A 12822-nucleotide genomic window follows, 5' to 3' on the forward strand; every position below is an offset into this window, starting at 1 on the left:
GCGAACCCTAACCGCGCATCGGCCGGTAGGCGGGCACCCGCAGCGAACCCGAACCGTCCGGGCGGCTGGAGCGGCCGGCGGCGGCGATCTCCAGCAGCATCTTGCGCAGCATCGCGCCGGTGAAGCTCTCCGGCGTCGGGGTCGACAGCACGAAGGCGTAGGGACCGCCGATCACCTGGCGCTCGAAGAACCGCTCGACGATCGGAATCGCCGAGCCGCGGGCATGCACCAGCCCGTTGATGGTGATGCCGTGGGCCAGCGCCTCGTCGCGGTCGACGAAAGCCTCGCGCCCGAAATTGTCGATGCCGTCGGAGATCACGTTGAGGATCCGCTTGGTCGCCGGGAACGGCGCGGCGTCGAGCAGCTCGACCCCGGCGCCGAGCGCCAGCGCGATGTCGGTCTGCGGCCGGTGCTCGACGTCGCCGCCGCGGGCCTGGTAGTCGCGCAGGGCCGCGACCACGGCGTCGGCGTCGCGGCGCTCGGCGATCACCGTCCAGGGTACGACGACCTGGGTGCGGTTGAAGCTCGACCAGGTCAGCACCGCGATCCCGATCCGGCCCTGCCAGCCGCCCTTGACCGCGGCCATGAACCGCGGGTCGGTCAGCGCCGCCGCCAGGCTCTCGTTCTGGGCGGTGCGCTCGGCCAGGTCGACCGACTCCGAACGGTCGAGCGCGACCACCATGTTGAGGTCGGTCTCCGGGCCGGCGGGGCGGCCGGGCAGGGGCTGGGCGAATGCCGGTGCCGAGACGCAGACGGCGGCCAGCAGCAGCGCGGACAGGCGGAACAACAGGCGGAACAGTGGACCGGTCATGGCCAGTACCTCCGCGAGGCGGCCGCGGGACGGCGGATCCGCCTCCTAGGCGCGAGGATACACCAATCCGGTCAGGACGCTGAGTCCAGCCGTCCGATCCAGTCCTCGAGCACCTTCAGCGTGGTCGGGCTGACATGGTGCTCGATGCCCTCGGCATCGCGGAACGCCACGGCTTCCGGCACGCCGAGCGCCAGCAGGAAGCGCAGCACCACGGCGTGGCGGGCGCGCGACTCGTCCGCCATCCGGCGGCCGGCGTCGGTCAGGAAGATCGAACGGTACGGCTCGCTGGTCGCCAGCCCGCGGGCCTGCAGGCGCCGGACCATCGCGGTGACGGTGGCCTGCCGCACCCCCATGCGCTGGGCGATGTCGACCGCCCGGGCCTCGCCGGTGGCGTCGATCAGGTCGGCGATCAGCTCGACGTAGTCCTCGATCAGCTCGGTCTCGTGCGCCTTGCGCACACCGGTGTGCTGGCGGGCGTGCTGCTCGGCGTCGATCAGCCGCCCCGGCTCGCCCGGTCGGCTGACGTGCGCGAGCGCCGCGTGCTTGGGGTCGGCCGTCATCGGCAGGGCCTTACCCCAGCGTCCGCGGCGTGACAAGGTCGCGGCGCCGGGCCGGGGACGCGGCGGTCAGATGTTGGAGTCCGGGAACGCCGCCTTCTTCTTCGCCATGAACTCGACCAGCGCCTCGTCGACGCCGGGGTCGATGGCCGGGGCCTCGTACTCGTCGAGCAGCTTCTTCGCCAGCCCGCCGGCCCGGGTCGCGGCGTCGCGCTCGCCCTCGGCCAGCCACTGCTCGTAGGTGTTGTTGTCGGCGATCGAGGAGCGGAAGAACGCGGTCTCGAAGTTGGCCTGGGTGTGGGCGCAGCCGAGGAAGTGGGCGCCCGGGCCGACCTCGCGGATGGCGTCCATCGCCTGGCCGTTCTCGCTGAGATCGACGCCCTCCAGCATGGTCCGCATCATGCCGAGCTGGTCGGCGTCCATGACGAACTTCTCGTAGGACGACACCAGCCCGCCCTCCAGCCAGCCGGCGGCGTGCAGCACGAAGTTGACACCGCCGAGCACCGTCGGCAGCAGGGTGTTGGCGCTCTCGTAGGCGGCCTGGGCGTCCGGCACCTTGGAGCCGCACAGCGAGCCGCCGGAGCGGAACGGCACCCCGAGGCGGCGGGCCAGCTGGGCGCAGCCGTACAGCACCAGCGCCGGCTCCGGCGTGCCGAAGGTCGGGGCCCCGGACTGCATCGAGATCGACGAGGCGAAGCTGCCGAAGATCACCGGCGCGCCCGGCCGGCAGAGCTGGGCGAACGCCATGCCGGCCATCGCCTCGGCCAGGGTCTGGGCGAGCGTGCCGGCCACCGTCACCGGCGACATCGCGCCGGCCAGGATGAACGGGGTGATGATGGTCGCCTGGTTCGAGCGCGCGTAGTTCTTCAGCGCGCCGAGCATGGTCGAATCCCACACCATCGGCGAGTTGGCGTTGATCAGCGAGGTGGTGACGGGGTTGTCCTGCACGAACTCGGCCCCGAACACGATCTTCGCCATCTCCAGGGTGTCGAGCGCCCGCTCCGGATGGGTGACCGAGCCCATGAACGGCTTGTCCGAGTACCGGATGTGCGCATACACCATGTCGAGGTGGCGCTTGTTCACCGGCAGGTCGACCGGCTCGCACACCGTGCCGCCGGAGTGGTGCATGGCCGGCGCCAGGTAGGCCAGCTTCACGAAGTTCCGGAAGTCCTCGATGGTGGCGTAGCGCCGGCCGCCGTCCAGGCCGCGCACGAAGGGCGGGCCGTAGACCGGGGCGAACACCGTGGTCTTGCCGCCGATCTCGACCGAGCGCTCCGGGTTGCGGGCATGCTGGGTGAAGGTGGCGGGCGCGGTCGCGATCAGCTTGCGGGCCAGGCCGCGCGGAATGTGCACGCGCTCGCCCCGGACGTCGGCCCCGGCGTCGCGCCAGATCGCCAGCGCCTCGGCGTCGTCGCGGAAGTCGATGCCGATCTCCTCGAGGATGGTCTCGGCGTTGGCCTCGATGATCTCCAGGCCCTCCTGCGACAGCACGTCGAAGGTCGGCACCCGACGGGTGATGTAGGGGGCATAGGCGGTCTTCGGCCGGGCCCGCGCCGCCCGCCGGGCCTCGCGGCCGCTCGCCGCGCCGCGGCCGCGGCGCTCGCGCCGTTCCCCGCCCTCGCCCCCACCGTCACCGGCGGCCGGCTCCGCCATGTCGATCAGATCGTCGATATCCTGCGTCATGGCAGCCTCCGAGCCGCACTGCACCCCCGAACCAGGGCGGAGTGTCGGTGCATGCGGCGGCCCCGTCTTGCACCCGCCCGACGCCTGCGAGTCGTGCTTTGGCTACCCCGCAACTCACGCGGACGTGTCGGGCCCCCGGCCGGTCGCCGGTTTGACCGGCGTCCGGCACGGTGCGACACTTCGGCCGGTCGGTCCGTGAAGCCCTATGGGAAGCGCCGATAGCCGGGTGCGCACGGGCCGCAGACTGGAGGACAACGTCCATGCGTGCATGCCTGTCGCTGGCCTTCGCCGCCACGCTCCTCGCCCTGCCGGCGCTCGCCGCCAACAGCCCCTCGGCCGCCAGGACGGCGTCGGTTCCGGCCGACGACGCCCTGCCGCCCCAGGTGCTGGGCCTGATCGCCTCGGCCGAGCCGATCCCGCTGACCTGCACCGACGGCGCCTGCACGGCGCTGGTCTCGTCGTTCTGCCTGCAGGAGGACCGGCCGCCGCCGTCGGCCGGCCAGCGCTACGACACCGCCGGGGCCGGCGACGTCACCCTGGTGGTCCGCCGGACCGACGGCACCGAGACCGAGTTCTCGGCCGCCGGCCTGCTCGGCTACGTCAGCGAGGGCGACTTCACCCGCACCCGCGTCGAGCTGCCGGCCAAGCGGCTGGCCTCGCTGGGCGCCGCCGAGGTGGCGGTGCGGATCGCGCCGCTGGTGTCGCTGATGCCGCGCACCGAGATCGCCCCGTCGGCCGCCGTCGCCGCGCGCGACGCCGAGACCGCCGAGGGTGCGCCGCGGTTCGCGGCGGAGGCGTTCTTCAAGCCCGGCAGCCCGCGCGCCGACGCCGCGGTCACGCTGTCCCGGCTGATCAACCTGTTGCCGGCGACCGGCCCGGTCCGGACCGAGTCGGCGGGCGCGATCTCGGCCGCCGCCGCGAAGGCCTGGGGCCAGGTGCAGGCGAGCGGCGCCCTCAGGAGCGTGTCTCAGGAAGGCGTGGAGCGCGCCAGGACCGAGGTCGACCGCTGCGCCGCCTATGCCGACATGGGCTTCAAGATCACCCTGCGCGGCTGCCTGGCGAAGAGCCACGACCGCACCATGCGGGAGGTCAACGAGGAGCTCTGGAAGTCGCAGCCGGGGTACTGAGGCTGCGACGCCCGTCCGCTGGGTCCCGGATTCGGAACGCCTCCGGCGCTCCGCTCCGGGATGAGGCGGTTTGGGGAGGCACATGACCCACCTCCCTCATCCCGGCCGAAGCGGAGCGGAGAGCCGTGACCCATCGCCAGGCAGGACGGGCTTCACCCCCTGGTGACGCCCGCCCTTCTCCCGCCTACACTCCGCGCGACCCGTAGCGGAGGCAGAGCATGCTCGACGGCAAGCGGATCCTGTTGATCGTCGGCGGCGGCATCGCCGCCTACAAGTCGCTCGACCTGGTGCGCCGCCTGCGCGAGCGCGGGGCGTCGGTGCGCGGCGTGCTGACCGCCGCCGGCAAGCAGTTCGTCACGCCGCTGTCACTGTCGGCGCTGACCGGGGAAAAGATCCACGACGAGCTGTTCTCGCTGACCGACGAGGCCGAGATGGGCCACATCGAGCTGTCGCGCTCGGCCGACCTGATCGTGGTGGCGCCGGCCACCGCCGACCTGATGGCCAAGCTGGCGAACGGGCTGTGCGGCGACCTCGCCTCGACCCTGCTGCTGGCGACCGACACCGACGTGCTGATGGCGCCGGCGATGAACGTGCGGATGTGGGAGCATGCCGCCACCCGCGCCAACCTCGCCACCCTGAAGGCCCGCGGGGTCCGCTTCGTCGGCCCGAACGAGGGGCCGATGGCGTGCGGCGAGTTCGGGTTCGGGCGGATGGCCGAGCCGCTGGAGATCGTCGCCGCCGCCGAGGCCTACTTCGCGCCCGCCGAGGGCCCGCTGAAGGGCCGCCGGGCGCTGGTGACCAGCGGCCCGACCCACGAGCCGATCGACCCGGTGCGCTATATCGCCAACCGCTCCTCCGGCAAGCAGGGCCACGCCATCGCCGCGGCCCTGGCCCGGCTGGGGGCCGCCACCACCCTGGTGACCGGCCCGACCCGCGAGCCGGACCCGGCCGGGGTCGCGGTGGTGCGGATCGAGACCGCCCGGCAGATGCTGGAAGCCTGCCTGGCCGCCCTGCCGGCCGACGTGGCGGTGTGTGCCGCCGCGGTCGCCGACTGGCGGGTGGCCAGCGCGGCCGGCCAGAAGCTGAAGAAGGAGGGCGGCGGCCTGCCGACCCTGGCGCTGACCGAGAACCCGGACATCCTGGCGACCCTGTCGGCGCGCGAGAACGACCGCCCGGCCCTGGTGGTCGGGTTCGCCGCCGAGACCGAGAAGGTGATCGAGCACGCCACGTCGAAGCGCGCCCGCAAGGGCTGCGACTGGATCGTCGCCAACGACGTGTCGCCGGCGACCGGCACCTTCGGCGGCGACGCCAACACCGTGCACCTGATCACCGGTGGGGAGGTCGAGGACTGGCCGACCGCCAGCAAGGCCGAGGTCGGCGATCGTCTCGCCGCCCGGATCGCCGCGCATTTCGCCGCCTGAGCCCGTGAGAGCGTATTCCGGCATGACCGTTCCCGTCCGCATCACCCGGCTGCCGCACGGCGCCGACCTGCCGCTGCCGGCCTACGAGACCGCCGGGGCCGCCGGCATGGATTTGCGGGCCGCCGTCGACGCCCCGGTCACCCTGGCTCCCGGCGCGCGCGCCGCCGTGCCGACCGGCATCGCCATCGCCCTGCCGGAAGGCTACGAGGCCCAGATCCGGCCGCGCTCCGGCCTAGCCCGGCGGCACGGCATCTCGATGGTCAACACCCCCGGCACCGTCGACAGCGACTACCGCGGCGAGATCCAGGTCACCCTGGTCAACCTCGGCCAGGAGCCGTTCACCCTGGGCCGCGGCGACCGCGTCGCCCAGATGGTGGTGGCCCCGGTGACCCGGGTCGTCTGGGACGAGGTCGACGGCCTCGACGCGACCGCGCGCGGCGCCGGCGGCTTCGGGTCGACCGGCGTCTAGCGGATTGGCGAAGCCGCGCCGCGACCCCAACTAGACACAGAGCGACCGCCGAGCGAGGCCCCCATGCGCGAGCTGTCCGAGACCGAGTTCCACCGCTATGCCCGCCACCTGATCCTCGACGAGGTCGGCGAGGCGGGCCAGGCCAAGCTGCTGGAGGCCCGGGTCCTGGTGCTGGGCGCCGGCGGACTCGGTGCGCCGATCTCCATGTACCTGGCGGCCGCCGGGGTCGGCACCCTGGTGCTGCTCGACGACGACACGGTCGACCTGACCAACCTGCAGCGCCAGATCGTGCACGCCACCGACTCGGTCGGCCGCGCCAAGGTCGACTCGGCGGCCGAGACCCTGTCGCGCATCAACCCCGGCATCCATTTCGAGACCCACCGGCTGCGGCTCAACGCGGACAACGCCGCCGGGCTGCTGGCCGGCTGCGACGTGGCGGTCGACGGTTCCGACAACTTCGCGACGCGCTACCTGCTGAACGATTCCTGCCTCGCCGCCGGGGTGCCGCTGGTGGTCGGCGCGCTGTCGCGCTTCGAGGGCCAGCTCACCACCATCGTCCCGGGCGAGGGCCGGCCCTGCTACCGCTGCCTGTTCCCGGAGACCCCGGACCCGTCGCTGACCCCGCGCTGCGAGGAGGCCGGGATCCTGGGCGCGGTCGCCGGGGTGATCGGCACCCTGCAGGCGGTCGAGACGCTCAAGCTGATCCTCGGACTCGGCGAGCCGCTGGCCGGCCGGCTGATGCTGTACGACGCGCTGTCGGCGTCGATGCAGGAGGTGCGCTACCGCCGCCGCCCCGACTGCCCGAGCTGCGGCTGATCACGCCGGAACAAAGCTTGGTGAACGGGGCGCCGCCCGTGGCGCGCGACGGAAGCGCTTGGCGTATCGTCGCGGCATGCTCCGTCTCCTGCTCGTCCTGGCCGCCGTGCTGGCCCTGTTGCCGGCGCCCGCATGTGCCGACTCCCCGATGGCCGGCCCACCGATGGCCGACGACGAGGTGGCGCGGCTGAGCGAGCTGGCGCTGTTCGGCCACGGCACCTCCCGGCTGGACGCGCTGGGCCGGCTGGCGGCGCGCGGCGAGCCCGACGTGGCGGCGACCCTGATCCTGGCGATGCGCTACCGCCGCGACGTGACCCTGGAGACCCCCTTCGCCTTCCAGGCGGTCACCGGCAGCGACGCCGGCACCTGGTTCGACGCCGTGCTCTGGCAGCAGGCCCATCCCGAAATCGCGTCGCATCCGAGCCACCGCCCCCTCAAGCTGAAGCTGCTGGAGCGGCTCGACCCGAACTTCCTGCGGTTTCTCGGCGGCGACCGCGGCCGGCCGGAGAACCTCGACATCCGGCTCGAGGAAATCGTCTGGGGCGGCGTCCGGGTCGACGGCATCCCGTCGCTCGACAACCCGAAGATGATCCCGGCGGCCGAGGCCGACTGGCTGCGCGACGACGACCTGGTGTTCGGGGTCGCGATCGCCGGCGACGTGCGGGCCTATCCGCTGCGGATCATGGGCTGGCACGAGATGCTGAACGACGTGATCGGCGGGGTGCCGGTGGCGCTCGCCTACTGCACGCTGTGCGGCGCCGGCATCCTGTTCGAGACCCGGGTCGAAGGCCATGGCGAGAACCGGGGCGAGCCGTTCGTGTTCGGCTCTTCCGGCCTGCTGTACCGCTCCAACAAGCTGATGTTCGACCGCCGCACCGACAGCCTGTGGAACCAGTTCACCGGCCGGCCGGTGTCCGGCCCGCTGCGCGGCAGCGGCATCGAGCTGGCGATCCGGCCGGTGGCCATCGCCTCCTGGGCGGCGTGGCGCGCCCGCCATCCGGACACCGCCGTGCTGTCGCTCGACACCGGCCACGACCGCGACTACGGCCCGGGCGTGGTGTACCGCGACTACTTCGCCAGCCCGGACCTGATGTTCCCGGCCGTGTTGGCACCGGGGACGCCGCTCGGCCCGAAGGACTACGTGTTCGGCCTGCGGGTCGCCGGCGGGACCAAGGCCTGGCCGCTCGACGCGTTCGCCGGCGGCGCGGTGATCAACGACGCCGTCGGGCTGGAGACTGTGGTGCTGGTCGGCGACGCCGCGACCCGGACCGTGCGGGCCTACCGCCGCGGCGACCGGAAGTTCGAGCCGTCCGGGGACGCCTCGACCCTGGTCGCCGGCGGGCATGCCTGGGCCGTCGCGGAAGACGCGCTGGTCGGCCCGGGCGGCACCCGGCTGCCGCGCCTGCCGGGGCACGTCGCCTACTGGTTCGCCTGGGACGGCTATCTCGGGCGGCCCTAGGCCGGCTCAAAGTCCTTCGGGCGGCTCGCCGAACGGCGCAAAGCCGGTCATGCCCCGGGTCTCCTGCCAGTGGCCGAGTGCCCAGTGCACGCTCGGGAAGGCGATGTGGTCCCACGGGATGTCGTCCCACTCGAACAGCCCGACCTCCCGGCTCTCGGGGCCGGCCGAGACGTCCGGCGACAGCAGCCGGGCGCGGTAGATCATCTGCACCTGGCTGATCCGCGGGATGTTGTAGACCCCGATCAGCGCGTCGATCTCGATGCGGGCGCGCGCCTCCTCCCAGGCCTCGCGCCGGGCGCCCTCGATCGTGGTCTCGCGCTCCTCCATGTAGCCGGCCGGCAGGGTCCACCAGCCGTCGCGCGGCTCGATCGCCCGGCGGCACAGCAGGATGCGGTCCTCCCACAGGGCGACCGACCCGACGACGATCTTCGGGTTGACGTAGTTGATGAAGCCGCAGTCGTCGCAGACCAGGCGCTCGCGGTCCTCGCCGGCCGGAATCCGCAGGTTGACCGGACCGCGCGGCGCCCCAGGTCGCCCGGGAGAAGCAGAAGAATCGCTCATGGGATCACTGTGCCGCCAGCCGTGCGGGGCCGCAAGCGGCCGCGACAAGCCGTCCCGGAACGAACCGCGGCAGGCAGGAAATGCGGCGGGCGGGAAAGCGACCGGCCGGAAATCAGACCAGGAGATCGACGTACTGGCCGAGGAACCCGAACGAGCGTCGGAACGCCGACGACTGGCGCTTGCCCTCGACCCGCTGGTTGCGCGCGTGCTCGTTGTCCTCTTCGGCCGCGTCGGCCTCGTCGTTGGCGTCGACCGCGCGGGCGGTGATGTTGCGCACCCGCCCGTTGCCCGGCTCCTGCGTCGCCGGGCGCGGCGCGACCACCACCGGGGTCGGCGAGGTCGTGGGTATCGGACTGGTGATCGGAGGCAACATCGGGCTTCTCCTGTGTTGAAAACATAGCCCGTTAACCCCGGAAATTCAAGTTTTGGGCCATTCCCGCCGATTCGCCTTCGGAATTCGAGGCGGGTCCGGTCGCTGCGGCGGGCCGAGGCAGGGTCAGCCGCCGGCACGCTCGCGGGCCCGCTTGACCAGGCGGACCAGCTCGACCCGGGCCTGCTCGGCGTCGCGCACCGGCTCGTCGAACGGCAGCCGCGCCACCCGGCCGCCCAGCCGCAGGTCGGCGCCCTCGGCGTCGCAGCCGGTCATGGTCCAGCCCTCGCCGTCGAGCCCCAGCAGCACGCGGGCGTACAGCTGGATGGCATCGGCGTGGTCCTGGTTCATGTGCCCGACCACGTCGGCCTCGCGCCCGGCCAGGGGCAGGCCGGCCTCGCCGAGCACGGCGTCGGCCTCGACCCAGTGGATGCGCCCGAAGCCGGCGACCAGGTGGGCGCGCTCGACCTGCATCCGCCAGATCGCGAAATCGCCGAACCCGGCATAGCCCTCGGCCGAGGGATGGCGGCGCAGATAACGCGCCCGGCGGGCCGGATCGTCGTCGCGGACGAACCGGCCGAGCACGGTCGCGCGCGCCCCGGTCAGCGGCTCGTCCAGGCCGGCCGTGCCGTCGACCAGCACCGCGGCGCGGGAATCCGCCTGCAGGTTGCGGGTGTGCTCGGCGAGGGTGGAGACCAGCAGCAGCGGCGAGGCGTCGTGGTCGACCGCCATCAGCACCAGCGACGCGTACGGCCAGCCGGCGCCGCCGTCCGTCGCCGCGCCGACCAGGGTGGTGGCCAGGGTCGCCCGGTCGGCGGCGCGCAGCAGGCCGCGGACGACGGCGCCGGGCGGCGGGGAAGAGGCTGGGTCGCTCATCGATTCTCCTGGGTGTCTGCGGTTCCGTGACGCTTCAATGAGGCGAAGCCGGGGCACGATCCCTATATTGTGCCTCATTCGGGCCGTAGCGACGCCCGAAACAACCCTAGTGTGGGTGTGGGACGCGTGGCGCATTCCCGCGCGCACTGGAGAAGGGGCGGTTTCATGGCGAACACCATCGCGCTGGTCGACGACGACCAGAACATCCTGACCTCGGTCACCATGGCGCTCGAGGCCGAGGGCTTCGACGTCCGGACCTACAAGGACGGCGAGGAGGCGCTGCGCGGGCTGAACCAGCGGCCGGTCGACCTGGCGGTGCTGGACATCAAGATGCCGCGGCTCGACGGCATGGAGCTGCTGCAGAAGCTGCGCAAGTCCAGCACCGTGCCGGTGATCTTCCTGACCTCCAAGGACGACGAGGTCGACGAGGTCCTGGGCCTGCGCATGGGCGCCGACGACTACATCAAGAAGCCGTTCTCGCAGCGCCTGCTGATCGAGCGGATCCGGGCGCTGCTGCGGCGCCAGGACCTGGCGGCCGACGAGGCCAACCCGACCTCGGACGCCACCATCACCCGCGGCGAGCTGGTGCTCGACGGCGCCCGCCACATGTGCACCTGGAAGGGCCGGCCGGTCGCGCTGACGGTCACCGAGTTCCTGATCCTGCGGGCGCTCGCCTCGCGGCCGGGGCACGTCAAGAACCGCGACCAGCTGATGGACGCGGCCTACGGCGACAGCGTCTATGTCGACGACCGCACCATCGACAGCCACATCAAGCGGGTCCGCAAGAAGTTCAAGGCCATTGACGACGGCTTCAACGAGATCGAAACCCTCTACGGGATCGGGTACCGCTACCGCGAACCGGCGTGAACCGGGCCCGGCGCGGCCCGGCGAGGGGGATGGCAGGTTGCGGGCCCAGGAAACCTTGCGGGCGGAGCGTGACGACGCGCCGATGACGGTCTCGGCGGCCGCGGGTGCACCGGCGGCCGCCCGACGGCCGGCGCGCCGGCCCCGGTCGAGGCGGCGGTTCGGTCCCGGGGTATCGCGCCTGACGATCCGGATCCTGGCCATCAACCTGCTGTCGGTGGCGATCCTGTTCATCGGCGTGCTGTACCTCGACCGCTACCAGAACAGCCTGATCCGCGGCGAGCTCGACGCCCTGGACCGGCAGGCCGAGGTGATGGCGCGGGCGGTCGCCGAGCTGGCGGTCGAGCCCGACGCCACCGTCGACCCCGGCCTGATGGCGGACCGCGTCAAGCGCATCGTGCGCCGGCTGTCCGGCGTCCTGGCCTCGCGCATCCGGATCTACGGCGGCGAGGGCCGGCTGATCGCCGACAGCCGGATGCTGACCGGTCCGGGCGGCACCGTCCGGATCCAGCCGCTGCCGCCGCCCGAGCCCGACCCGGTGCAGCGGTTCGCCAACCGGCTGTACGAGCGGATCGTGAACTGGCTGCCGCGGCGTTCCGAGCTGCCGGTCTGGAACGAGGCCACCGGGCCGGAGTCGCTGTTCAAGGACGTGCGCCTCGCGCTCGGCGGCACCGTGGTGCGCAAGGTCCGCGCCACCGAGAGCGGCGGGCTGTTCCTGTCGGTCGCGGTGCCGGTGCAGCGCTACAAGCAGGTCCTCGGCGCCCTGATGCTGTCGGTCGAGGGCGAGGACATCGACACCGCCGTCCGCGAGGTGCGGTTCGAGATCCTCGGCATGTTCGCGGTTACCCTCGGCATCACCATCCTGCTGTCGCTGTATCTCGCCGGCACCATCACCCGGCCGATCCAGCGCCTGGCCTCGGCGGCCGAGCAGGTGCGGGCCAGTCACAGCCGCCGCCAGACCATCCCGGATTTCGGCCGGCGCGGCGACGAGATCGGCGACCTGTCGCGGTCGCTGAAGGCGATGACCGAGGAGCTGTGGGCACGGATGGATGCCGTCGAACGGTTCGCCGCCGACGTCGCGCACGAGATCAAGAACCCCCTCACCTCGCTGCGCAGCGCCGTCGAGACCGCGGCCCGGGTCCAGGACCCGGAGCGGCGGCAGCGGCTGATGGCGGTGATCATGGACGACGTCGGGCGGCTGAACCGGCTGATCACCGACATCTCCGAGGCCTCGCGGATCGACGCCGAGCTGTCGCGCGAGGACCGCAGCCCGGTCGACATCGGCCAGGTGCTCTCGGCCCTGGCCGAGGTCTATGCGGCGACCGCCGAAGAGCGTGGCGGCCCGCCGGTGCTGGCGGAGGTCGACACCACCGACCGGCTGGTCGTCGCCGGCCAGGAGGGCCGCCTGGTCCAGGTCCTGCGCAACCTGATCGAGAACGCCCGCAGCTTCTCGCCGCCGGACGGCACGGTCCGGCTGCGCGCCTGGCAGGACGGCGAGCGCGTGGCGGTCTGCGTCGAGGATGACGGACCGGGACTGCCGGAGGGCAAGCTGGAGGCGGTGTTCGACCGGTTCTACAGCGAGCGGCCGCAGGGCGAGAAGTTCGGCACCCATTCCGGGCTCGGCCTGTCGATCTCCAAGCAGATCGTGGAGGCCCACGGCGGCACGATCCACGCCGCCAACCGCCGCTCGCCGCAAGGCGAAGTTCTCGGCGCCCGATTCGTGGTTCGGTTGCCCTTGGCATCGTCGGCCCGCTAACCGATCATTAACGCGATCCGGACCACGTTGCGCCTCTCGGAGAGGAGTGAAG

Annotated in this window: 13 protein-coding genes; 7 read left to right on the top strand and 6 right to left on the bottom strand. The window is 72.5% G+C overall.

From position 1 onward, the window contains the following. Nucleotides 1–7: 7 nt before the first annotated feature. The 3 genes from IE246_RS00300 to IE246_RS00310 form a co-directional block, all read right to left on the bottom strand. The gene (locus IE246_RS00300) at nucleotides 8–811 is read right to left on the bottom strand and encodes a DUF1194 domain-containing protein (protein ID WP_189986915.1); all 804 of its coding nucleotides are present in this window, start codon (nucleotides 809–811) and stop codon (nucleotides 8–10) included. A 71-nt stretch (nucleotides 812–882) separates the two neighbouring features. Next, nucleotides 883–1371, bottom strand: a complete 489-nt coding sequence (mntR, locus tag IE246_RS00305) for a manganese-binding transcriptional regulator MntR (RefSeq protein WP_189986916.1) — start codon at nucleotides 1369–1371, stop codon at nucleotides 883–885. Nucleotides 1372–1437: 66 nt separating this feature from the next. Next, a complete protein-coding gene (locus IE246_RS00310) occupies nucleotides 1438–3051 on the bottom strand; it encodes a trimethylamine methyltransferase family protein (protein ID WP_229836130.1) in 1614 nt (537 codons plus the stop codon). A gap of 260 nt (nucleotides 3052–3311) precedes the next feature. Between IE246_RS00310 and IE246_RS00315 the strand changes: the two genes are divergently transcribed. The 5 genes from IE246_RS00315 (at nucleotide 3312) to IE246_RS00335 (ending at nucleotide 8343) form a co-directional block, all read left to right on the top strand. Next, complete coding sequence (locus IE246_RS00315; RefSeq protein ID WP_189986917.1) at nucleotides 3312–4178, top strand: hypothetical protein; 867 nt, start codon at nucleotides 3312–3314, stop codon at nucleotides 4176–4178. Between the two features lie 218 nt (nucleotides 4179–4396). Further along, nucleotides 4397–5599 (top strand): bifunctional phosphopantothenoylcysteine decarboxylase/phosphopantothenate--cysteine ligase CoaBC, encoded by a 1203-nt coding sequence (gene coaBC / locus IE246_RS00320; RefSeq protein ID WP_189986918.1) that lies wholly within the window; start codon nucleotides 4397–4399, stop codon nucleotides 5597–5599. 22 nt (nucleotides 5600–5621) lie between these two features. Beyond that, nucleotides 5622–6068: a dUTP diphosphatase gene (dut, locus tag IE246_RS00325; protein WP_189986919.1), complete on the top strand. Its 447-nt coding sequence runs from the start codon at nucleotides 5622–5624 to the stop codon at nucleotides 6066–6068. 63 nt (nucleotides 6069–6131) lie between these two features. After that, nucleotides 6132–6884: a HesA/MoeB/ThiF family protein gene (locus IE246_RS00330; protein ID WP_189986920.1), complete on the top strand. Its 753-nt coding sequence runs from the start codon at nucleotides 6132–6134 to the stop codon at nucleotides 6882–6884. A gap of 76 nt (nucleotides 6885–6960) precedes the next feature. Then, nucleotides 6961–8343 (top strand): DUF3179 domain-containing protein, encoded by a 1383-nt coding sequence (locus IE246_RS00335; protein WP_229836137.1) that lies wholly within the window; start codon nucleotides 6961–6963, stop codon nucleotides 8341–8343. A gap of 6 nt (nucleotides 8344–8349) precedes the next feature. Here IE246_RS00335 and IE246_RS00340 read toward each other — a convergent pair whose 3' ends face one another. The 3 genes from IE246_RS00340 to IE246_RS00350 all read right to left on the bottom strand — a co-directional run bounded on the left by IE246_RS00340 (nucleotide 8350) and on the right by IE246_RS00350 (nucleotide 10150). Next, nucleotides 8350–8904: an NUDIX hydrolase gene (locus IE246_RS00340; RefSeq protein ID WP_189986921.1), complete on the bottom strand. Its 555-nt coding sequence runs from the start codon at nucleotides 8902–8904 to the stop codon at nucleotides 8350–8352. Nucleotides 8905–9016: 112 nt separating this feature from the next. After that, nucleotides 9017–9277 (bottom strand): hypothetical protein, encoded by a 261-nt coding sequence (locus IE246_RS00345; protein WP_189986922.1) that lies wholly within the window; start codon nucleotides 9275–9277, stop codon nucleotides 9017–9019. Nucleotides 9278–9400: 123 nt separating this feature from the next. Continuing rightward, entirely contained in the window at nucleotides 9401–10150 is a 750-nt protein-coding gene (locus IE246_RS00350) for a HugZ family pyridoxamine 5'-phosphate oxidase (protein WP_189986923.1), read from the bottom strand. A 165-nt stretch (nucleotides 10151–10315) separates the two neighbouring features. Between IE246_RS00350 and IE246_RS00355 the strand changes: the two genes are divergently transcribed. Both IE246_RS00355 and IE246_RS00360 read left to right on the top strand, forming a co-directional pair. Then, the gene (locus tag IE246_RS00355; protein ID WP_189986924.1) at nucleotides 10316–11017 is read left to right on the top strand and encodes a response regulator transcription factor; all 702 of its coding nucleotides are present in this window, start codon (nucleotides 10316–10318) and stop codon (nucleotides 11015–11017) included. A 37-nt stretch (nucleotides 11018–11054) separates the two neighbouring features. Beyond that, nucleotides 11055–12770 carry a stimulus-sensing domain-containing protein gene (locus IE246_RS00360; RefSeq protein WP_189986925.1) on the top strand — a complete coding sequence of 572 codons (1716 nt, stop codon included), beginning with the start codon at nucleotides 11055–11057 and terminating at the stop codon, nucleotides 12768–12770. Nucleotides 12771–12822 lie beyond the last annotated feature (52 nt).

This window comes from Thalassobaculum fulvum (assembly GCF_014652915.1).
In the GTDB taxonomy this organism is placed as follows: domain Bacteria; phylum Pseudomonadota; class Alphaproteobacteria; order Thalassobaculales; family Thalassobaculaceae; genus Thalassobaculum_A; species Thalassobaculum_A fulvum.

Bases quoted from the DNA above. Each gene is read 5' to 3' on its own strand.
- IE246_RS00300 (WP_189986915.1), bottom strand. From the start codon at position 811: ATGACCGGTCCACTGTTCCGCCTGTTGTTCCGCCTGTCCGCGCTGCTG.
- mntR (WP_189986916.1), bottom strand. From the start codon at position 1,371: ATGACGGCCGACCCCAAGCACGCGGCGCTCGCGCACGTCAGCCGACCG.
- IE246_RS00310 (WP_229836130.1), bottom strand. From the start codon at position 3,051: ATGACGCAGGATATCGACGATCTGATCGACATGGCGGAGCCGGCCGCC.
- IE246_RS00315 (WP_189986917.1), top strand. From the start codon at position 3,312: ATGCGTGCATGCCTGTCGCTGGCCTTCGCCGCCACGCTCCTCGCCCTG.
- coaBC (WP_189986918.1), top strand. From the start codon at position 4,397: ATGCTCGACGGCAAGCGGATCCTGTTGATCGTCGGCGGCGGCATCGCC.
- dut (WP_189986919.1), top strand. From the start codon at position 5,622: ATGACCGTTCCCGTCCGCATCACCCGGCTGCCGCACGGCGCCGACCTG.
- IE246_RS00330 (WP_189986920.1), top strand. From the start codon at position 6,132: ATGCGCGAGCTGTCCGAGACCGAGTTCCACCGCTATGCCCGCCACCTG.
- IE246_RS00335 (WP_229836137.1), top strand. From the start codon at position 6,961: ATGCTCCGTCTCCTGCTCGTCCTGGCCGCCGTGCTGGCCCTGTTGCCG.
- IE246_RS00340 (WP_189986921.1), bottom strand. From the start codon at position 8,904: ATGAGCGATTCTTCTGCTTCTCCCGGGCGACCTGGGGCGCCGCGCGGT.
- IE246_RS00345 (WP_189986922.1), bottom strand. From the start codon at position 9,277: ATGTTGCCTCCGATCACCAGTCCGATACCCACGACCTCGCCGACCCCG.
- IE246_RS00350 (WP_189986923.1), bottom strand. From the start codon at position 10,150: ATGAGCGACCCAGCCTCTTCCCCGCCGCCCGGCGCCGTCGTCCGCGGC.
- IE246_RS00355 (WP_189986924.1), top strand. From the start codon at position 10,316: ATGGCGAACACCATCGCGCTGGTCGACGACGACCAGAACATCCTGACC.